Source organism: Propionispora vibrioides (assembly GCF_900110485.1).
GTDB lineage: Bacteria > Bacillota > Negativicutes > Propionisporales > Propionisporaceae > Propionispora > Propionispora vibrioides.
The window spans coordinates 89,894-109,858 of record NZ_FODY01000009.1 but is presented as its reverse complement, the minus strand read 5'-3'; the positions used below and the strand labels follow the sequence as shown (position 1 = coordinate 109,858).

General features: G+C 48.0%; 21 protein-coding genes. 4 read left to right on the top strand and 17 right to left on the bottom strand.

The annotated features are described in order from the left end of the window. The first annotated feature begins 27 nt into the window (after positions 1-27). The 3 genes from BMW43_RS09510 to BMW43_RS09500 are packed head-to-tail and all read left to right on the top strand — an operon-like array spanning position 28 to position 2,149. Complete coding sequence (locus BMW43_RS09510) at positions 28-453, top strand: MarR family winged helix-turn-helix transcriptional regulator (RefSeq protein WP_091746286.1); 426 nt, start codon at positions 28-30, stop codon at positions 451-453. Between the two features lie 37 nt (positions 454-490). Next, the gene (locus BMW43_RS09505) at positions 491-1,684 is read left to right on the top strand and encodes an MFS transporter (protein WP_091746283.1); all 1,194 of its coding nucleotides are present in this window, start codon (positions 491-493) and stop codon (positions 1,682-1,684) included. Positions 1,685-1,714: 30 nt separating this feature from the next. Next, a complete protein-coding gene (locus BMW43_RS09500; protein ID WP_091746279.1) occupies positions 1,715-2,149 on the top strand; it encodes a universal stress protein in 435 nt (144 codons plus the stop codon). Positions 2,150-2,226: 77 nt separating this feature from the next. On the opposite strand, the gene BMW43_RS09495 is transcribed toward BMW43_RS09500, so the two are convergent. The 3 genes from BMW43_RS09495 to BMW43_RS09485 form a co-directional block, all read right to left on the bottom strand. Further along, on the bottom strand, positions 2,227-3,261 hold the full coding sequence (locus BMW43_RS09495; RefSeq protein ID WP_091746276.1) for a threonine aldolase family protein: 1,035 nt from the start codon (positions 3,259-3,261) through the stop codon (positions 2,227-2,229). Positions 3,262-3,576: 315 nt separating this feature from the next. Then, positions 3,577-3,921, bottom strand: coding sequence for a hypothetical protein (locus BMW43_RS09490; protein WP_091746273.1), 345 nt, complete (start codon positions 3,919-3,921; stop codon positions 3,577-3,579). 85 nt (positions 3,922-4,006) lie between these two features. Next, positions 4,007-4,525 carry a hypothetical protein gene (locus tag BMW43_RS09485; protein WP_091746271.1) on the bottom strand — a complete coding sequence of 173 codons (519 nt, stop codon included), beginning with the start codon at positions 4,523-4,525 and terminating at the stop codon, positions 4,007-4,009. 279 nt (positions 4,526-4,804) lie between these two features. On the opposite strand from BMW43_RS09485, the gene BMW43_RS09480 reads away from it, so the two are divergent. Next, positions 4,805-5,419: a hypothetical protein gene (locus tag BMW43_RS09480; RefSeq protein ID WP_091746268.1), complete on the top strand. Its 615-nt coding sequence runs from the start codon at positions 4,805-4,807 to the stop codon at positions 5,417-5,419. Between the two features lie 40 nt (positions 5,420-5,459). Here BMW43_RS09480 and BMW43_RS09475 read toward each other — a convergent pair whose 3' ends face one another. The 14 genes from BMW43_RS09475 to BMW43_RS09410 form a co-directional block, all read right to left on the bottom strand. Beyond that, complete coding sequence (locus tag BMW43_RS09475; protein WP_091746265.1) at positions 5,460-6,875, bottom strand: sodium:solute symporter family protein; 1,416 nt, start codon at positions 6,873-6,875, stop codon at positions 5,460-5,462. A 350-nt stretch (positions 6,876-7,225) separates the two neighbouring features. After that, entirely contained in the window at positions 7,226-8,146 is a 921-nt protein-coding gene (locus BMW43_RS09470) for a type I phosphomannose isomerase catalytic subunit (RefSeq protein ID WP_091746263.1), read from the bottom strand. A 103-nt stretch (positions 8,147-8,249) separates the two neighbouring features. Next, a complete protein-coding gene (locus BMW43_RS09465; protein WP_091746260.1) occupies positions 8,250-9,119 on the bottom strand; it encodes a ketose-bisphosphate aldolase in 870 nt (289 codons plus the stop codon). A gap of 17 nt (positions 9,120-9,136) precedes the next feature. Continuing rightward, complete coding sequence (locus tag BMW43_RS09460; protein ID WP_091746257.1) at positions 9,137-9,988, bottom strand: class II fructose-bisphosphate aldolase; 852 nt, start codon at positions 9,986-9,988, stop codon at positions 9,137-9,139. 19 nt (positions 9,989-10,007) lie between these two features. Further along, entirely contained in the window at positions 10,008-11,093 is a 1,086-nt protein-coding gene (locus tag BMW43_RS09455) for a PTS fructose transporter subunit IIC (protein WP_091746254.1), read from the bottom strand. 22 nt (positions 11,094-11,115) lie between these two features. Then, on the bottom strand, positions 11,116-11,427 hold the full coding sequence (locus BMW43_RS09450) for a PTS fructose transporter subunit IIB (protein WP_091746250.1): 312 nt from the start codon (positions 11,425-11,427) through the stop codon (positions 11,116-11,118). A gap of 19 nt (positions 11,428-11,446) precedes the next feature. Continuing rightward, positions 11,447-11,902, bottom strand: coding sequence for a PTS sugar transporter subunit IIA (locus tag BMW43_RS09445; RefSeq protein WP_091746249.1), 456 nt, complete (start codon positions 11,900-11,902; stop codon positions 11,447-11,449). Next, a complete protein-coding gene (locus BMW43_RS09440; RefSeq protein ID WP_091746246.1) occupies positions 11,877-13,694 on the bottom strand; it encodes a BglG family transcription antiterminator in 1,818 nt (605 codons plus the stop codon). The genes BMW43_RS09445 and BMW43_RS09440 overlap by 26 nt, the downstream gene beginning before the upstream one ends. A 467-nt stretch (positions 13,695-14,161) precedes the next feature. Then, positions 14,162-15,217: an aldose 1-epimerase family protein gene (locus BMW43_RS09435; protein ID WP_091746241.1), complete on the bottom strand. Its 1,056-nt coding sequence runs from the start codon at positions 15,215-15,217 to the stop codon at positions 14,162-14,164. A 26-nt stretch (positions 15,218-15,243) separates the two neighbouring features. Next, positions 15,244-16,734, bottom strand: a complete 1,491-nt coding sequence (xylB, locus tag BMW43_RS09430; RefSeq protein ID WP_091746237.1) for a xylulokinase — start codon at positions 16,732-16,734, stop codon at positions 15,244-15,246. Positions 16,735-16,750: 16 nt separating this feature from the next. Then, the gene (locus tag BMW43_RS09425) at positions 16,751-17,449 is read right to left on the bottom strand and encodes a D-lyxose/D-mannose family sugar isomerase (RefSeq protein WP_091746234.1); all 699 of its coding nucleotides are present in this window, start codon (positions 17,447-17,449) and stop codon (positions 16,751-16,753) included. Positions 17,450-17,541: 92 nt separating this feature from the next. Continuing rightward, positions 17,542-18,630: a PTS fructose transporter subunit IIC gene (locus BMW43_RS09420; protein ID WP_091746231.1), complete on the bottom strand. Its 1,089-nt coding sequence runs from the start codon at positions 18,628-18,630 to the stop codon at positions 17,542-17,544. 16 nt (positions 18,631-18,646) lie between these two features. Next, a complete protein-coding gene (locus tag BMW43_RS09415; protein WP_091746228.1) occupies positions 18,647-18,955 on the bottom strand; it encodes a PTS fructose transporter subunit IIB in 309 nt (102 codons plus the stop codon). A gap of 105 nt (positions 18,956-19,060) precedes the next feature. Continuing rightward, complete coding sequence (locus BMW43_RS09410; RefSeq protein ID WP_091746225.1) at positions 19,061-19,927, bottom strand: ketose-bisphosphate aldolase; 867 nt, start codon at positions 19,925-19,927, stop codon at positions 19,061-19,063. Between the last annotated feature and the right edge of the window lie 38 nt (positions 19,928-19,965).

Here is a 19,965-nt window from a genome sequence, read left to right as displayed (position 1 = left end):
ATCCACAAAGAGGTGACCACCTATATCATGGACTCTAATCGGCTGATGCATCAACTTTATCAAACGACACGGGCTATTTCCCAGGGTATCAACTATTGCCTGGCAGACTATGGGTTATATAGCTCTGAATGGTCTATCCTCATGAGTCTAAAGGAACTCGGCCCTACGTCACAAATTTCTTTAGCTAATTATTTGAATGTCGAACCGGCGGCTATATCCAAAAGTGTAATAAAGCTGGAAGAAAAGCAGCTAATCGAAAGAAAACCTGGCAACGACCGGCGGGAAAAAAATGTTTTTTTGACTGATAGGGCACTAGCCCAGTATAACCAATGGGAGGAAGCCATTCAAAAACACCGGCAGGCGGTTTTAGCCGACTTACCGGAAGAAAAACAAAATCAGCTGTTTGCTATGCTACAATCCATGTATTCTAATTCACAAAAATATCAAAGTTAATATTGTTTATTGGCTTTTAGAAAGGATACTTTAATCAATGAATAATGAAAAACTATGGACAAAAGATTTCATTTTATTCACTATCTCCAACACGTTCCTCTTTAGCGGCTTTCATATCTTTTTGCCCACACTCCCTCTTTATGTGTTAAAACAAGGCGGCACCAGTACTGATATCGGGCTCTTATCCGCGATTTTTGTATTTTGTGCTATTTTAATTCGTCTTTTTACAGACTATGGAATTAAAAGATGGGGGAAAAAATATTACCTCTATATCGGCTGCATTCTCTGTTTCATTGCTGCTTTAAGTTATACGCTGGCCACTTCGGTGCCAAAATTGCTTTCTTTACGGGTGCTGCACGGCCTGGGTTTTGGCATAGCTACTACCCTATATGCCACTATCGTTGCCGATATCCTGCCCGCCTCCAGACGTGGTGAAGGAATGGGGTATTTCGGCTTGGGAACTACACTGGCCATGGCTGTTGCTCCGGGCCTCGGCGTATGGATTGTCGACAACATTTCATTTCAAACTCTATTTATTGTAGCAACAATAAGTCAGATAGTCGCGCTTGTGTGCATGAGTTTTTGTTCTTTCCCGAATGTCCGCACAGACAGTTCAATTATACAAGAAGATGTTTCACTGCTTGATAAACTTATTGAAAAGCGTTTGCTATTTCAAGCCTTTCTTACGATACTTTTTGGTATATGCATTGGCGGGGTTTTAAATTTCATCGCCCTGTTAGCCAAAGAAGTACATATTGCTAACGCCGGTTATTTTTTTCTGGTATGTACATTGTGTATTTTTCTTTCCCGTTTAGTCACAGGAAGAATTTTTGACAGAAAAGGACCGGCCTGGGTTTTACTGCCCGGCTCTGTATTATTCCTGCTCGGCTTTGCGGTCCTGGCTCAAAGCAAAACCATGCCGGTATTCCTGGCCGCCTCGGCACTTTACGGCTTTGGCTATGGGACTCTCTTTCCAGCTATGCAAACCTGGATGTTCAACCTTGTCCCGCCATCCAAACGCAGTGCGGCCAGCGCCACTTTCTACAACATGGTTGATATTGGCAACGGCGCCGGTTCGATCGCCCTGGGAATACTTGCCGGAAAATGGGGCTATGCATCTATATATTGGTGTTCAACCGCTATTATGGGCCTTTTTTTAGCAAGCTATCTTGGTCTGCTCGCCATAAGCAAACAAGAAACCAGCCTAGTCCATGCCGAAGCAAAAAAATAGTCCGATAACTACTAGAAAACAGGTGAGAATGTGTTTGGAAGAATTTTAGTCCCCTTAGATGGCTCGGAAGCTGCCTTAGCGGCGGCCAGCTATGCGCTAAGCTTAGCCGAGAAATTTAATAGTTCTGTGGCGTTGATCCATGTTATTCAACACGCTGCCTATCTGATGGCCGATTCCCAGTCCCTGCCGCAGGCATTGAGCCAAAGCCTGGATGAAAAAGGCACGCAAATTTTAGAGCACGCTTTAGCCATTTTTCAGCCATTCGACGGTCACGTAACAACCCGTATTGTATATGGCCATCCAGGGATAAAAATTACCGAAATTGCAAAAGAAAATAATTATTCCTTAATCGTTATGGGACGGCGTGGAATGAGCGATGTAGCCAAATTACTAATTGGCAGCATCAGCAACTATGTTCTGCACTACGCCCCCTGCCCCGTATTAATTGTCCGTAATTCCGGCTAACCCTCCGCGCTTCCTGCCGGAGCACTTCCGGCAGCGGCTCAACAAAGTTGCAGATCTGCAACCTTCCTGTTAACTGTTTATAATTTTTTTATATCCTCAACAAGCCTGTCCACATACTCCTGTTTGGTAGCCCAACTGGTACAGAACCGCACTACACTGTGAGTGGCGTCCGCCTTTTCCCAAAAAGAATAGGAGTAGGTTTCACTCAGTTTTTTTAACACTTCATCAGGTAAAACGGGAAATTGCTGATTGGTAGTAGAAGCATAGCGGGAAGAAAATCCTTTGGCCGCGAAAGCTTCCCGGATACGCATCGCCATGGCTACGGCATGCCTGGCAATTTCAAAGTACAGACCGTCCTCAAACAGCGTTTCAAACTGAATGCCCAGCAGCCGTCCCTTGGCCAACATCCCGCCATGCTGTTTAATCATGTAACGGAAATCTCGCTTCAAGGTCTCCTGAGTAATCACGACAGCTTCGCCCATTAGAGCTCCGACTTTCGTTCCCCCGATATAAAAAACATCGCAGAGACGGGCAATATCGGCTAAGGACAAATCATTGTCCGGAGCCGCCAGGCCGTACCCCAGACGAGCGCCGTCCAGCATCAGTGACAGGCCGCATTCCCGGCAAACAGCGCTTAACGCCTCCAGTTCATCCTTGCGATACGTGGTTCCGTTCTCAGTTGGATGGGATATATATACCATGCCGGGCTGTACCATATGCTCATGGGAAGCATCGGCCCAGTGAGCCCGGTATAACTCTTTTACCTGCTCGGCCCGGATTTTCCCGTCCCGGCTGGGCAGCGTAAGCACCTTGTGACCGGCCGCTTCAATGGCGCCGGTCTCATGGACGGCAATATGACCGCTTTCGGCTGTCACCGCGCCCTGATAGGGGCGTAGAATAGAAGCAATGATGGTGGCATTAGTCTGTGTGCCGCCAACCAAAAAATGAACCTCGGCGTCCATCGCCTGACAAGCTTTTTTTATATAATTCCGGGCTGCTTCGCAGTGCTGATCCAAACCATAGCCCGGCGTCTGCTCTTCATTGGTTTCCAGCAGTCGCTGCAAAATCCTGGGATGAGCGCCTTCGGTATAATCGCATTCAAATCGTAGCATAATCGTAATCCTCTCTCCTTTGTTTCGTCAATGCAGCATCTTGCTCATCATCAGCGTAGCAGAATTCAAGTTTTTTAGCAATAAACACCATCTGGGAAAACAACAAAAATCAGTCCCTTTTCCGGTAAATAAGCCAAATCTCTCACTACCTCGGGTTTTTAATGGTTCTGTTCCGCAACAAGGAAACTAAGGACGGAAAGTTTCCGGCATTGCCGGGTAAAAATAAAGAACCCTATTCTTTCGAATAGGGAAATCAAACCGGCTGGAAGGAGAAACCCAAAGAGCCTCTCTCCCAGTTCCGGATTATTTTTTTGCTTAATTAGACTGACCGACTACAACGCCTATCAGAAAGGCTGCGATTTCGTGCAATGCCTGATCATGACGCTGTTTTTCCCGTTCCTGCCGTTCATGCCATTCCCTGTCGCTTTCATGGGGGCGCCGCTTCATTTCTCTTTCATGGCGTTCATTTTCTTCCCGTTCTCTCCGGTCATGCTCACGCTGCCGGTCCGAATCACCGTCATGAGGCCGGTCCATCCGGATGGTCTGCGGCTGCCAGTTACCAGTATGCAACGGCGATGCCTCGGTTACCGTTAAGCCAAAGCCAAGCTGCATAATCCCAACCAACGAATAAATAATCGTCTTCTTTACCATGTTTCTCATCTACAATCCCTCCTATTGGTTCCTACAACCAAATAGTACCATGCCAATGTTACAGTTTTGTTACAATCACTTCACAAATAAACGGTTATTTTTCCTCATCCCGCTTTTCTTCCGGCAGCGCTTTCGCGGCAACCGGCTGTAAAACATTTGCTTGCGGGTCCCGGTAAAAAATCCAGGCTGCCACAGAATACCATACTAAAAAGGTCAATAGAGCAAAATAACGGTAACTGCCGATATACATAAACAAACCATAGGCTTCCAGTACCAGTCCCACAATATAATCCAGGCCGGTAAAAGCCAGCACATAAGGAATCAAAAAAGCTCTGCGCCGGGGCATTAAATAGAAAAAGACAGCAAACGAAAATGACCAGGCAATCGGTGTCCAGGCCGGTATAACACCCATAACACTGAACGGTCCCATATTGGTATATTTCAATAAATTCATATAGCTTGAAGCGGAGGCGATAAAGCCATGGACAAAACCGCCAAGCACGATGCCATATAAAAGATAACGCTTATATTGCGTCTTGGGTACCAGCAGAAAAAACACAGCTCCTACAATAAGGGTAAACAGCATAAATATATAGCTTTTATCCACAAACATCCTTCTTTCTCCAGAGTTTTACTTTTTATTTAGTATGCCTTCCTTAGCGGCAACTGTATACAATCAACAAACAAGACAACCTTCTCCCTAAAACAAAGTCCTGCAGCAATAGCCAGCCACACCGACCGGCTATTGCTGCAGAAAGCCCGAACTCAAGCCTCTCCCGTGTTTTCAAAGATTTCACTCTATCCTACCGTTATCGAAATCAAAATGGCAGGAGTCTGGAAAACAAACAGCGAAAATTTAGGTATCCATTATCATTAACAACGGAGTGATGTTATGAAGCTCATAACTGCTTTAGTGGTTTTATTATGTATCCCGCTGTTTTGTTTTGCCGAACCCCATTACATTACCGCTACCGGCACCTACCTCATGGGCGATGGGGAAACGCCGGCTGCCGCCCAGGACAAAGCCCTGCTCAACGCCAAACGGTCGGCCATCGAACAGGCCGGCATCTATATTGAAAGCTTCAGCCAGACGGAGAATCTCCAGCTCACCAAAGACGAAGTCACAACCTTGTCCGCCGGACTGCTGCAGGTCACTTCATCCAAAGTGCAGCGCACCTTAACGAGCGACGGGGCCTTGTCCTTTACCGCCGAGATCACCGGTCTGGTCACAACGGATGACATCGCCACCCTGCGCCTCCGCTTAAAGGAGCTTCAGTCCACTCCGGCCTCCCCCGCCACCCAGCCGGTTATCGATCCGGTCTCCAAAAAAATGCCCGACGGCAGCGAGGTCAACTACAACCCGCTGTTAGATCAATTGACCATTTTTAAAGACGGACGGCAAAGTATGGTTTACGCCAAGGTTCGTGGTTTCGTGCAGGCTAACGATACACACGTCATTCATCTGCTGGAATCGCTGGGAGTCAACTGGAAAGCCCTGCTACAATAAAAAAATCCGTACCGCCAAATGGCAGGTACGGATTTTTCGCTTACGAACTACAGTGCGCCTTACCGGCAGGCCTGTGTCCGGCTTGCCACCGCTTGCTAATCAGTCCGGCCAGAATGATACCGGCACTCACCGCAAGCCCGATAAACAGCGGGTCAACCGGCACGGTAAGCACCGTAGCCGCCAGGATAGCAGTCAGCGTACTGATTGCCATCGAAGCAAGAGCCCAACTTCCCGGCAGCCTGCCGGGAGCAAAAATCGCCAGCGTAAGCGGTAAAAATACTCCGCCGCCCCGCAACGCCATAGAGAGGTAATTCCAAAGCAGTACCTGCGACTGCAGATGAGCCACGGCAATCAGGCAGGCCAGACCCATGACCAGTAAAATGATCCCCCGGTTTATCCACAATAAAGTTTGACTACTTTTGACCTGAAACAGCTCGGCGCAGATATCCCGCGAAAGCATGGTGCCAATGCCCAGCGTCAGCCCGGCAATCGATCCGATGAGCGATAGTAAAATACCGGCAAGCCCGATACCGCCCAGCCAGGCCGGCTGATATTGCAGTAAATAACCCGGCAGCACCAGAATCGGCAGCATAGCAGGATGGGCGGCATGCATAAACATGCCGATGGCAATGGACGGCAACCCCACCGGGATGACAATCAACGCCGCAACAAACGCTCCCGCTGCCGCCGTCCGCGAATCGGCGGCGGAAAAAATGGACTGAATATAAGTTTGAGTGCACATAATACCGACAATCAGAGAAAAAAGATTGCCCAGCCCCGCCCAAAAACCATGTCCCCACAGGCTAAACCAGGGAAAGTCCGGAAAGTGCAGCGCAAAAACAGGCATTTCCCTTAAGGCCAGCCAGGCCGTGCTGCCGGCGGCCAGCAAGGTAAGCCAGATAATCACCATTTTCAACATGCCGGCCACGCCGGCACTTTTTATGCCGCCGAAAAAAACATAGGCGGCCACCAGCAGCATAAGCAGCAAGGCCGCCGGCCAGGGCCCGAGGTGAAACATGGCTGCAATCAGTTGAATTCCCGGCAGGCAGCTTGCCACAGCGCTAAGCAAGATGCCCAGAGAAGAAATCACACTGACCAAAGGACCGGCCAGTCGGCCGTAATTTGCCACCAGATACTGCGGAATAGTCTCCAGACCGGTTCGGCGCAACGGCCGGGCATAAAACAGCCCCATAATAATGAAACCAATGCCGGAACCTAAGGTAAACCACCAGGCAGAAAGTCCCAGCGAATAGGCCATTTGCGCCGTTCCTACCGTAGCGCCGCCGCCAATTACCGTGCCGGCTATGCTGCCTGCCACCAGAGCCGTACCGGCAGAGCGTCCGCCCAGGCTGTAGCCTTCGGCCGAAGTCACCGTCCGTGCCGAATACAGACCGCTGCCGATTACCAGCAAAATTGTCAAGGTCAGGCCGATAACATGGCCAAGGGTAAGTTCCATAACCAAGCCCCCAAGTCGGATCATAGTCCGCCAATCCGGTGGACTGCTAGGTAACCACTGATTAAATGAACCTGTTAACCAGGCGAAAAAAGATCCTTCAGGACGCGCAGTGTGAATTAATCAGCGGTTACCTAGATACCTTTTCAGTAAAATTATAACAAAGGCTACCGGATATGAAAAACTCAGTTCCAGCCGTTTTACCGCTCATTTCCGGCTTAAACGGCAAGCAGGGGAATAAGCAGGCACAGACTCATTGATCGGCCGGTTAGCGCCAAAATACCCCTTTAAAATGGCAAAGTCCTCACCGGCCAACTCGTAGCTGCTGAGGACTTTGCTGTTAATAGAAAGGATTACCGAATACGCAGCAGTTGGCACTGACCGGTCAGTGTCACCGCCGTCAGACAAGCCGGTATCAATACCGTATCACCGGCCTGGACCGGAACTTCTATTCCATTCGCGGCAATCTGCCCTTTCCCCTGTAAAATACAGTAAATCAGAAACCGTCCTGCCGGAAGATCCTGTACCTGACCAGCAACTTGCTGCCTCTGCACAGAAAAATACGGACAGGTAATGCTATCCTGCCTAAAGTCCAAAGCTGGCTGCTGCCCAAAAGCAGTCACGGCCAGGCCCTTTTCCAAGTGCAGCATTCGCGGTTTGCCATCAGGGCCGGTACGGTTAAAATCGTAGAGACGGTAAGTCAGATCAGAATTCTGCTGGATTTCACAAACGGCCACGCCTTTTAGCAGCGAATGGACCGTACCGGCCGGAACCAGAATCATATCGCCCGCCTGAACAGCCACTCGGCGAACTGCCGCCTCCACAGTTCCCTCCCGCACAGCCTGTATAAAAGCTTCCCGGCTGACCGCCTCGTTCAGACCGTAAATAATTTCCGCTCCCGGCCCGGCCTGCAGCACATACCAAGCCTCGGTCTTGCCTGGCTGCCTTTCCACCCTTCCGGCATATTCATCATCGGGATGCACCTGAATGGACAAATCATCACCGGCATCAATATATTTGATAAGCAGCGGAAATTGTGTTTCTGCTGTACGGCCTTCCCCCAAGATCAGGGCCGGCTGCGTTGACATCACTTCCTGCAGCGTTTTTCCCTGCCAGCTTCCGTTACGGATCCGGCTCATTCCCTGGGGATGAGCGCAGATCTCCCAGCTTTCCCCGATCCGGGCCGAAGGCAGCTCGCGGCCAAACAAGGTCGCTAAAGCCTGCCCACCCCAGATCGTCTCTTTATAAACCGGCTCAAAGGTTAAAGGATACACGGAGTCCCTCCTTGTAACGGCAAAAGGCCCCCCACATCCCGTATTCCGATAGGGAAGACCTTTTACATCATACTGCTATGTTAGCATACCGTATAATCTTCGCTTAATTTTCCTGATAATATCTTGCTTTACCGGCATCATTAAACAAATCGATTTTTTGGTAAACCACCTGTTTCATAGCTTTAATACAAGGTGGATAAATGGCATTCGGTTCACGGATAACCGGGTCCTGCAGCACTTCCCGGCATTTCTTATAAAAAGCGTCTTTGATATCGCTGGATATATTGATTTTCGATATCCCCAGTCTTACCGCCTCGGCGATTTCACTATCGGCATTAGCCGAGCCGCCGTGCAGAACCAAGGGTATATCCACAATCGCTCTGATTTCCTGCAGCAAATCCATTCGCAATTTGGGTTGCATATTTTTCGGATAAATGCCGTGCGATGTGCCGATGGCAATCGCCAGCGTATCCACACCGGTTCTGGCAACAAATTCCTTGACAGTGGCCGGATCGGTATAAATAATTTGCTCCGTACCGCCTTCACCACCGTTACCGGTCGTTCCGATCGTCCCCAGTTCGGCTTCCACGGAAACATGAGCAGCCTGCGCCACTTCGATCACCTTTCTGGTAATAGCCACATTTTCTTCAAACGATAGCAGCGAAGCATCAATCATAACGGAAGTAAAGCCACAGCGAATAGCCCGGACAATCTGCTCAAAGCTTCCGCCATGATCCAGATGAATTACGGCCGGTATGCGGCTATGGATAATTTCTTCCCGCACACTGGCAATAAAGCTGTCTTCCACAAACGATAATTCATCGGGATGAATGGCGATAATTACCGGAGCCTGTTTCTCCCGGCAACCCTCCATGACGCCTCTTAGCAGCATACTGCTGCTGACATTAAAAGCAGGTACGGCAAACTGGTGTTTTTGCGCCACCGACAATAATTCCTTCATATTCATTAGCATAATCCCTGTTATCTCCTTTAGTTTTTATTATATGATCCCGACAACCGTATATAGTGCCGGACAATCTCCATGCTGTCCGTTTCCACCCGCTCGACCAGATCATAATAGTTAATGTCAGGATTTTCTTGCAGTCTGTTTTTTACCGCAGCCACATTGGCATTCATAAAATCGCAGCCTACATTAATCTTATTGATTCCATCCTTGACCGCCTGGCAGATATTCTTTTCGCCGGAACCGGAGCCGCCATGCAGTACCAGCGGCAGCCCGGTCATCGCTTTAATCTGCCGCAGCCGTTCAAAATCAAACGATGGAATCATATCGGCCGGATAATTGCCGTGAGAAGAACCGATAGACACAGCCAGCGCATCAATACTCGTTTCCCTGGCAAACCGCACGGCCTCATCCGGATCGGTATACATGGAATGCTCGGTAAACTCTGCTCCTTCCGTAGCACCAATGCAGCCAATTTCGCCTTCCACACTCACCCCTTTGGGGTGGGCAAAATTAACAATCTCCCTGGTCATCGCAATATTTCCTTCCAGACCAAACCGCGAACCGTCGACCATGACGGAAGAAAACCCGTCGTCAATTGCCTTTTTTAACAGCAAAACCTCCTGACCATGATCAAAATTCAGCGCAATCTTAACTTTGGATCGATTGGCCAACACCTTCACAATCGGCGTAATCAGTTCACTGTCACAATGCTGTATCAGATGATCCTGATATAGATTAATAATGATTGGCGCATTTTCACTTTCAGCCGCCCGAATAACCGTTCTGGCGGTCTCCAGATTAAAGCAGTTAATCGCCATAACCGCATACGCCCCGTCATGCGCCTTCTGCAGCATATCCTTCATGGAAACATACATGGCTTACACTCCCTGTAGTTTATTTTACGGTAATCCCCGACAAATCCACTTCTTCCTCCAAATCCTCTGCCAAGCCTATTTCCTGTTCCTGAGGAGCATCTTTTTTCAAAGCGACCAACAGCAACGCCGTAACCAGGCTGCCAACTGCTAAAGCAATCAGGAAGCCCAGCGGATTATGCATAGCCGGAACAATGAACATCCCACCGGAAGGAACCGGTGAACCTACGTCCAGCAGCATAATCAAAATACCACCGATAGCCGCGCCAAAGGAGCAGGAGAAAATAACGCGGATAGGATCGACGGCGGCGATGGGAATAACGCCTTCCGTAATCATGCAAATTCCCATGGGAAAAGCTATTTTGATATTGTCGGCTTCACTTTTGCTATATCTTGATTTCTTAATCAGCCAGGATAACGTCACGCCAAACGGCGGGATCATAGATGCACAAATTTTTATTGCTTCCGGTCCATAGATTTTGTCAATTAATAGTCCGTCGGCAAACAAAGAAGCCACTTTATTTACCGGACCGCCAAAGTCAAAGGCAGCCATGGCCCCCATAATAGCGCCGAATACTGCTTTGGAACCGCCCTGCATACTATCCAGCATTTCTCTTAAAGCGAAAGAAGCTGAGGCAATCGGTCTGCCAATCACAAAGAACATAATAAAGCCTACAATCAGCGACGCCAGCAACGGGACAATCATCATCGGCATAAGCCCCTGAGCCCAGATCGGAACCTTAATACGACGTTTCAGGAAATTGACGCACCAGCCGGCCAGATAACCGCCCAGCATGCCGCCCAGAAAGCCGGCTCCCATGGCATTGGCGATCATCCCCATCAATAACCCCGGCGCAATCCCCGGCCGATCGGCAATTGAGTAAGCAATGGCCGCCGCCATGACGGCCGGAATGAGGCCCATACCGTATACGCCCAAAGTGACTGCCGCTTCCCACAAGCCGTAAGCTTTCTTATAGTCACCAATCAAACTGGGATTGCCGCCGGCTATATTCCCGATGGCAATCAACAGCCCTGAAGCCACCACCAGAGGGATCATGTAGGATATTCCCGTCATTGCATGCTTTTTCAACTCCAAATTTTTCAACACAGCCTTGACCTCCACTCATTTTTTATAGTCCCAGATCGGCCTGAATCTTGTTTAGTAAAGCTTTGGGAGATTTAATTACAATATGGGTAGGCACTTCCACAATCCGTTTTCCCTGAAACCGCTCCTTGCCACCCACTTTAATATCCGCAGCAATGATGACCACATCGGCTGCCGCAATATCCCTGGCCGACAGTTCATTTTCGGTGCCAATCGTTCCCTGGGTTTCGATATGGATGGTGTGATTAAGAGCTTGAGCAGCCTTGACCAGTTTTTCTTTGGCAATATAGGTGTGGGCAATCCCCGATGTACAGGCTGCAATGCCAACAATTTTCATGGTATCCCTCCGTTTTTCCTTAATTTTCCGCACTAAGAATGGTGATGATTTCTTTAGCATCGTTGCCGTTAAGCAGCGCAGCCACAATGTCTTCATCAGCCAGCTTCCCCGCGAATTGGCCCAATAAGCGTACATGAACGGTCGTGCTGTCGGCTTCTCTTACAGCGAATAAAATGATGCAGCGGACAGGTTCATCATCCAACGACTCCCACTCGATCGGTCTCATGGTCCGGCCAATCGCCAGTGAAGTTTTTAATACGCTTTTGGATTTGCCGTGAGGAATGGCAATCCCACCTCCTATTCCGGTTTGTCCCGCAGTTTCCCTCACATAAACATCGTTTATAAAGTCCTCCTTAGAAGATAGAACACCTGATTGCATCAGCATATCCACCAGCGCATCAATCGCTTCTTCTTTGCTGGCAACATCCAGTTCCAGGTTAATTCTGTTTTCATCGATTACTGTGGATAGATCCATTTATTGTCCCTCCCGTGTAGTCCTTTTGCAACATGCTGTACAACGTACCAATCACTGTGTCTGGCACAGCTTCATTCTCTTCCATTAACACGAGTAATTTTGTTTTGTTCTTATTATCGCTCCGTCTAATGATCCGGGCACTCTGCTGAGCCGCGGTACAGCCTCTCCGATACAGACATAGTTCCAAAGCTTCATGGATGGCCAGGCAGTCTACCAGCGTGGCCTGGGAAAATTCTTTGCTTGTCTCGTTTCGACTGCTCGGCTGATCATCTTCGATTACTTCCGTCGCTTCCGTCATGAGTCCACGTTGCCCGGTGACAAAAGAATCTCTTATCCTTTTCTCATCGGCTTTATTAAACAAAGCGCTTACATACGCTACCGGTTTATCCAGTGAAATATCCAGTTTCACGGTGGAAATGATCAAATCAACCGTTTCCAGCTTTATATCTTTTTCCAAATCTTTAGCCGAAACAATATTGGTAATATTCCATTCGGGAAAATGATTTTTGATCCGTTTTTCTAATAGGTGCGAGGTTCCCACCCCTGTGGAACAGACGATCATCACCTTTTTCTTACTGATCGCTTCTTCAATGGCAGACTGAAAATACACAACTATATAACTGATCTCCGCTTCATTAATATAAGGCAGCTTGTACTGCAGTCTTATCTTCCAAATGACCAGTTTTAATAACAGCATGACTTCGGGAAATTCTTCTTTGATTTGATCCAGCAAGGGGTTTTTAATTTCTATATTGTAAATAATCCGGTTCATCATGGGCCTCAAATGGAGCAGCAACGCCTGATATAAAGACGGGCTAAAGGAAAAAGGAATCGGACAAATCCGGGCGCTCAACCTAATCATTTCTCTTGCTATTTCCTCTAACCGCTGATCCACTTCATCGGGTTTATTATCCGGCTGAACAGTAATACCGCCGGAAGAGGTCAAATACCGATAAATGTAAAATACCTCTTCCTGGTTGACCTGAATGGAAAATATGTCTTCCAGCCAGCAGGCTATTTTTTGCGATACACTATAAAAGGATGAATCATAATGATTGGCTTCCGCCTGCAGTCCGTCGTAGATCGTCTTACCGTTTTTCGTCCGGTGAATGAGAATTAATATATGGGTCACCAGATTGATGTAATAAGGTTCCGCAATCCGGAATTGCAGCAGTTTTTCTGCTTTCTCAATAACCGCTTCCACCTGACTGACAGGATATGTCCCAAAATGCTCCTCCAGCTCCAGAATAGTTTCCCGGTCAATTCGCGCCGGTTCTTCCTGAAATACATTTTTTGAACCAATCAGCGCATTTAAGATATCGACCATGGCTTTCCGGATGTCCATTTCCGAACCAACCAACTGCGTCCCCTGTGTGTCCTTTTTGAGACGCAAATGATACTTGCTTAATTTTTCTTCCACCACTTTTAAATCATTGGCAATGGAAGTTTTACTGACATAATATTTCTCCGACAGTGACTGAATGGACAGCTTATCCTTAGTGCCCTCCAGCAGTTCAAACATAATCTTCGTTCTTCTGTATTCAACAGATAAATCGTGGCAGGAATCTTGCGGTAAATCATAGTCGCGCATTTGCTTTTCCGGAAAAACACGGATTCCCTTACCGGACATTTTTTCCAGCTTAACGCCGCTTTCTTCTAACACCAGCAAATCATTGCGTACCGTTTTAGTCGAGCAGCGGCATAAGGCGGCGATTTTTTTAACAGGCATAAAATCATCCATCGACAGCAAATATTTTAAAATTTGCTTTTGCCGTTGTTGTAATTCTTTCATCTGATTTCCTCCCGTTTTTCTTACAAGCCCATTGTAGCATTGTCTAATAAATTCAGAAATAACAAAACATTACCACAATAATGCTGCTATTTTAGTATACCGGTGCCTTTCATAAAAGCAGCTAGTACCCTGTCAGTCTTAAAACAGAAGGAGAACGGCGAAGCTATTTCCGCAGCGCAGGGCGAAGGAAGAAGGCATACCATTAGTATGCTGCCTGACGATAATGAAGCGTTGCGGAAAATAGGCCGCCAGTATTCACCGGATTAAGCGGACAAAGTACTAGTACTGATACTCTGTATACATTATTGTTAACACCGTCGGGTTCCTCTTCAGTCCACCTAGTAACCTCCTCTTTTTACTGCTTATAGAAAGACAAAAAGCTCCGGCCCTGAAACTATATAAAGGCAAGGATTTTCAACATAAAAAAACAGCCTTCCCCGTTTTTAACAAAACGGAGAAGGCTCTGGCTATTGACCTATTTGGTTATCTATCTCTTCACTGATAATGATAGCCAAGTTAAAGTGTCTGGTTTCCCCCGGCTCAATATAGCGAAGCCGCCCCTCAGCCTTTTCACTGGCCCGTCCCAGCGTCCGGCAGTTGGATGGTTCCAGCCCCAGAACATAATGTCCGGCGGCAATCATCTTCCATTGGTTCAGATAAGGAAGCTCCTTAAGATCATATTTGAGAAACACGCCCAATCCCTTCCGGCCGATCTTCCGGTTGATTAACGCTGCCAGGCCATAACCACGGGAGACATTCATCCGGTGAAAATATACGCTTTCCGGCACAAGCGGCCTGGGCTCAGGTACAAGATTTCTATCATCCAGCGACTTTGACGATACTTCGTCATTGGGCGCACACTCCACCGAATCAATATAAATCTCACTGCCGGCATCATACAGCGGAAAACCGAAATTGCAATGATAAATCATCATCAGGGGAACCGGCCGGTATCCTTGATTTTCTATCTCATCATGAAGGTAAATGGTATTGTCGCCGGCCCGTATTTTTATTTCCCTTCTTAACTCAAGAAATTCACCGTGCAAACGCGTCTCATAACTTCGTCCCCGGACGGTAATCACATAGTCTTCTTTTTCCCAGACGGCCTCGCAGCAAATATTATCAGCCGGACAATGACTGATCCGTCCGTGCAGCCCCAGCAGCTCGCCTTCATCTTCACTGGCGGCACCGCAATAGGTAATACCGCAGGTTGACAGCAGTCCACCATTAAAGCTTCTTAACCAGCCATTGCCGTGACTGTCATAAAACTGCGGCGCCACAATCCCGTTGCCGGTCATATAGGCTAGGTTCACTCCCTGGTAACTGCAGTCGGCGATATCCAGCGTTTTATCCAGCAATACGGTAAACTGCAGACCGTTGCCATTATAAATTTCAACAGCCTCAACTCCTTTGCCCCGCCCCTCACTGATCACATACCGCTTATAACCGGCCACCTGACTTATATTGCCGCATCGTTCTAAAAGTTTTGCTTTAGAATAATGAATACCATGAATGACAGGCATCTCGGCACCCCTCCTTTTGCGCAGATTTAAACATGACTCAATCCGTCAAACGTTTCACGCAACCGGTGGTACAACTGGTGATAAACCGTATATAGATCATTGTATGTATCCATATTGACCGGAACAGGCACCTTCGTTTCCACCACTTTCACGATAGCATCACAAGCAGCTTCCAAACTGGCATAGGCACCATTTCCCACGGCGGCCATGATGGCCGCCCCCAGGGCCGGACCTTCCACCGAATTGACCATACAGACCGGATGTCCCAGTACATCAGCCAGAATTTGGCGCCATAAAGCGCTTTTGGCCCCGCCGCCGCTTACCCTTATTTCCTGAATAGGAAGCTGCTGTTCTTTGGCAATTTCCAGCAGGTCCCGCAGCCCCATGGCCACACCCTCCAGGACGGCCCTGGTCATATGCCCCCGCCCGTGTTTTACTGTCAGTCCGATAAATGCCCCCCTAGCGTTAGGATCACTGTAGGGACTCCGTTCACCAAGCAAATAGGGCAGAAAAATCAGTCCCTCACTACCGGCCGGGATCTGCTGTGCCTCTCGCAAGAGAAGGTCAAAGCCCGCCTCCTCCAGCTTGCATGCCTCATTAACCCACCATTTTAGGCAAGCTGCCGCCGCTAGCATCACCCCCATCACATGCCATTTGCCATTGGCATGGCAAAACGCGTGCAGCCGGTTTTCTTTATCCACCGAATACGTCTCCTGGCAGGCAAATACCACACCGGATGTTCCGAGTGCCACCGAGATGCCGCCCGTTCTTACAATACCGGTGCCAATTGCGCCGCTGGCCTGGTCACCGCCGCCACCGACAACCGGAATGCCGGCCGGCAACCCGGTTTCGTCAGCCGCCTGTCTGGTGATATACCCGGTCACCGTACAGGACTCATAGCAAGCAGGAACAACTGCCGCCGGCAGACCTAAGAACGCCAGCATTTCGGCAGACCATTGCCGTTTTGCCACATCAAAAAACAACGTACCTGACGCATCGGAAACATCGGTGGCAAAGTCGCCGGTCAACTGCCAGCGAATATAATCTTTGGGCAACAGCACATGTCGTATAGCCCGAAAGATGTCTGGACGATGTTTCTTCATCCACAGCACCTTCGGTGCCGTGAAACCGGTCAAAGCCTGATTGCCAGTGTATTCCACCAGACGGCTGCCCAACTTTTCCGCCAGTTCGTCACATTCCGCCTGCGTCCGTTGATCGCACCATAGCAGAGCAGGTGCAAGCACCTGCTGCTGACCATCCAGTAAAACCAGCCCATGCATCTGGCCACTAAAACCTACTGCCGCCACCTGACCGGCCGAGATTCCCGGTTTATTCAACAATTCCCGGATTCCGTCCCTAACGGCGTTCCACCAATCTTCCGGCTTTTGTTCAGCCCAGCCCGGCCGGGGATAAAAAACTGGATATTCTTTGGATACCGTCTGCAGTATTCCCTGTTCTTTATCCAACAGCAACAGTTTTGCCGAGGATGTTCCCAAATCAATTCCTAGAAAGCTCACCTCATTCTCCTCCTAATTAAACCGGCTTAAAGGACACATATTCCCCATAATCATTGAAAATTAGATAGCAGGGAGCCTCATCTTCCTCAATATCGGGCAGGCGTGATTTGGCTTCGTAAAAACGGTTGTCGGTCCGGTCATCATTCGTGGTGGAAACTTCAAATAACGCAATATCGCCTGTGCCGGGAACACCTTGCCACTGATGATACTGCCCGGGAGTTAAGGTGATGCTTTGTCCCGGCCGGAGGAAAACATCCTGGCCGGCCTTTATGATACTGACCTTTCCGTCGATTGCCACCTTTACATCGCTGTTGGCAAATCCCCCATTTTCACCGGAATTATATAAGGTAACGCGCAGTGTGCCGCCACCGCGATTAATAATATCTTCCGTCTTCTTCCAGTGGAAATGATACGGTAAAAATTGACCGTCACGAACAAACAGCAATTTTTCACAATAAGGCTTAGGATACCTGTCTGCTTGATTAAAATTACCGTTACGAAAGGTAAAAATGGTTAAACCAGTATGTAAAAAATTATTCTTTCCAAAATCAGTAACATCCCAGCCCAACATGTTGTCAACCAGTTCTCGCTGGTCCTCTTGCAGGCTTTTCCAATCTGCCGGTGTATAGTAAGCGAACGGCGGCAAGGGAATTTTAAATGTTTCTACCGCTTTCATCGTATACTGAATGACCGTATTAATTTCCGACCTTTTCATCCTGGTCTCCTCCATTCTCCCACAAGACTGCGATGCACAGGCAAGTTTCTTGTACTTCCAGCCTGTGCACCGGTGTTTTTAATTTTAGACTATTATCCTGAAATTTTGATGCTGGACAAATCCAACTCTTTTTCCACTTCCTCGTCCTCCTCCGATTCTTCCACCGGTTTTCTCTTCAGGAACTGCAGCAGTACGGCAAACACGGCAGAACCAATAAACAGGCTTAACAGCCATAACCCGGGATTGCTGATCCCCGGCAGGGCAAAGAATCCACCGGCCGGTACAATAGAAGCACAATTCCAGTACATGGTCAGTGCGCCATCGACGGCAGCACCCACACCCGTGCAGATAGTAATGCGCAACAGATCGTTAAGTATAATCGGATAAGACCCTTCTGTAATCTGACAGCACCCCATCAAAAAGGCCGATTTTAGAGCGTCAACTTCCTGTTGGGAATATAAGTCCAGTTTGAGCGCCTTGCTTAAGAAATAACCAAGCGTCAAACCAAATGGTGCAATCATGGAGGCCGATATCAAGGTAGAAATAGGAGCACCGATGCCCTGAGTCATAAGCGCCAGCACAAAGACAAAGACTACTTTGTTGATCGGTCCGCCATAATCAATCGCCGACAGAGTTCCTAAAATAGCCCCCAGTAGCAGCACGGAACTGCCGCTCTGCAGGCTGGTAAGCAGCGTAGTAACACCGTTGGTTAAAGCAAGAATGGGAATGCTGACGACATATTCCATAAATAGTCCTACAATAATAGTTGTCAATAACGGCAAGATCATTTGAGGGACAATGCCTTCGGCAAAGCTGGGAACTTTGATCACCTTTTTCAGCCAGTTGACCACCCAGCCACCCAGATAGCCGCCCAAAAGTCCGCCTAAGAAACCAAAACCGTTGGCTTTACAAAGCAAGCCCAGCAAAAAGCCCGGAGCTATACCAGGACGGTCGGCAATGGAATAGGCAATGAAGGTGGAAATAAATACAGGCAATATACCTAATCCATCTCCGCCCAGGGTAGTCAGCGCATCGGGAATCGAAAAGCCGGCCCGGTAATCCTGTATGGTATGGCCGCCAAAGATATTGCCGATAACCATTAACATACCGGCAGCACATACATAAGGAATCATATAGGATATACCGGTCATAGCATGCTTTCTCAGATGTAACTCTTTCATATATTCCATCCTCCCTTTATTTCACGATTTCTTCCATTTTTTTAATTAACGCATTGGCCGAATGCACGACAACTTCAGTAGGGACCTCGATGATCTTTTTTCCGTTAAAACGTTCTTTATCCTTAATCTTGATATCAATGGCCAGAATCACAATATCGGCCGCTTTAATTTGTTCCGGTGTTAAGGCATGCTCTGTCCCAATCGTACCCTGAGTTTCCATATGGATGTCATGGCCTGCCCTGGCCGCCGCCTTCATCAATTTTTCTCTTGCAATGTAGGTGTGGGCAATACCTGCCACACACGCTGCCACGCCAATAATTTTCATTTCATTCCCTCTCTCCTGCTTATGATGGCACGCTTAATAAACCGAATATTTTAAATATTCAATCTTCAAAGTCTGCTTTTATTCTAATCACTTATCCATGACCGTCTATTTATAATACTTCACTTTATCCAGTGCATTGAATAGGGCCATTTTATCTTCTATCGTGTCACGGCAAGCACGAATGCAAGAAGGATAAATCACGTTAGGTTCCCGCTCGAAACCTTTCTCGTTCAAATACTGCTGCAGCGCCGTCATAAAACTGAATTTGATATCACTGGAAATATTAATCTTGGCAATTCCCAGCTTTACCGATTCAGCAATTTCCTTATCTGAATTACTTGATCCGCCGTGCAGAACCAGCGGAATTTGCACTTTATTTCTAATCTCAGTAATCAGGTCCAGTCTCAATTTAGGAACAAACCCTTTCGGATAAATGCCATGTGCCGTGCCGATAGCCACAGCCAGCGAATCGACACCGGTCTTTTCGACAAACTCCTGCGCATCCTCCGGATTGGTATAGATAATTTCGGTCGATCCCTTTTCAATAGAATTGCCGGTTTGCCCGATCGTTCCCAACTCTCCTTCTACCGAGACACCGCAGGCATGGGACAATTCTACCACCTGTTTGGTTAACGCAATGTTTTCTTCAAACGGCAGATGCGAGCCATCAATCATGACCGAGGTAAAACCTAATTGAATGGCATGAATACAATCGGCTACCGACGCGCCATGATCCAAATGCAGTACCAGCGGTACTTTACTATGATTGGCTTCGTCAATAACGCTGGCCACAAAACTGTCCCGTAGAAACCGCAACTCATCCGGATGAATGGCCATAATGACAGGAGCTTGTTTTTCTTCGGCACTCTCCATCATAGCCGTTAGCAGTTGACCGGTACCGGCATTAAAAGCAGGTACGGCGAATTGATGTTTCTGGGCTACTTCCAGCATATCTTTCATGTTCATTAGCATAATGTAAACTCCTCATAATTGTAATTTGCAGGAAAAAC

What these genes read in the sequence shown, in the direction of transcription:
- BMW43_RS09510 (WP_091746286.1), top strand. Translation starts at nt 28, where the DNA reads ATGGACTCTAATCGGCTGATGCATCAACTTTATCAAACGACACGGGCT.
- BMW43_RS09505 (WP_091746283.1), top strand. Translation starts at nt 491, where the DNA reads ATGAATAATGAAAAACTATGGACAAAAGATTTCATTTTATTCACTATC.
- BMW43_RS09495 (WP_091746276.1), bottom strand. Translation starts at nt 3,261, where the DNA reads ATGCTACGATTTGAATGCGATTATACCGAAGGCGCTCATCCCAGGATT.
- BMW43_RS09490 (WP_091746273.1), bottom strand. Translation starts at nt 3,921, where the DNA reads ATGAGAAACATGGTAAAGAAGACGATTATTTATTCGTTGGTTGGGATT.
- BMW43_RS09485 (WP_091746271.1), bottom strand. Translation starts at nt 4,525, where the DNA reads ATGTTTGTGGATAAAAGCTATATATTTATGCTGTTTACCCTTATTGTA.
- BMW43_RS09480 (WP_091746268.1), top strand. Translation starts at nt 4,805, where the DNA reads ATGAAGCTCATAACTGCTTTAGTGGTTTTATTATGTATCCCGCTGTTT.
- BMW43_RS09475 (WP_091746265.1), bottom strand. Translation starts at nt 6,875, where the DNA reads ATGGAACTTACCCTTGGCCATGTTATCGGCCTGACCTTGACAATTTTG.
- BMW43_RS09465 (WP_091746260.1), bottom strand. Translation starts at nt 9,119, where the DNA reads ATGCTAATGAATATGAAGGAATTATTGTCGGTGGCGCAAAAACACCAG.
- BMW43_RS09460 (WP_091746257.1), bottom strand. Translation starts at nt 9,988, where the DNA reads ATGTATGTTTCCATGAAGGATATGCTGCAGAAGGCGCATGACGGGGCG.
- BMW43_RS09450 (WP_091746250.1), bottom strand. Translation starts at nt 11,427, where the DNA reads ATGAAAATTGTTGGCATTGCAGCCTGTACATCGGGGATTGCCCACACC.
- BMW43_RS09445 (WP_091746249.1), bottom strand. Translation starts at nt 11,902, where the DNA reads ATGGATCTATCCACAGTAATCGATGAAAACAGAATTAACCTGGAACTG.
- BMW43_RS09440 (WP_091746246.1), bottom strand. Translation starts at nt 13,694, where the DNA reads ATGAAAGAATTACAACAACGGCAAAAGCAAATTTTAAAATATTTGCTG.
- BMW43_RS09435 (WP_091746241.1), bottom strand. Translation starts at nt 15,217, where the DNA reads ATGCCTGTCATTCATGGTATTCATTATTCTAAAGCAAAACTTTTAGAA.
- BMW43_RS09425 (WP_091746234.1), bottom strand. Translation starts at nt 17,449, where the DNA reads ATGAAAAGGTCGGAAATTAATACGGTCATTCAGTATACGATGAAAGCG.
- BMW43_RS09420 (WP_091746231.1), bottom strand. Translation starts at nt 18,630, where the DNA reads ATGAAAGAGTTACATCTGAGAAAGCATGCTATGACCGGTATATCCTAT.
- BMW43_RS09415 (WP_091746228.1), bottom strand. Translation starts at nt 18,955, where the DNA reads ATGAAAATTATTGGCGTGGCAGCGTGTGTGGCAGGTATTGCCCACACC.
- BMW43_RS09410 (WP_091746225.1), bottom strand. Translation starts at nt 19,927, where the DNA reads ATGCTAATGAACATGAAAGATATGCTGGAAGTAGCCCAGAAACATCAA.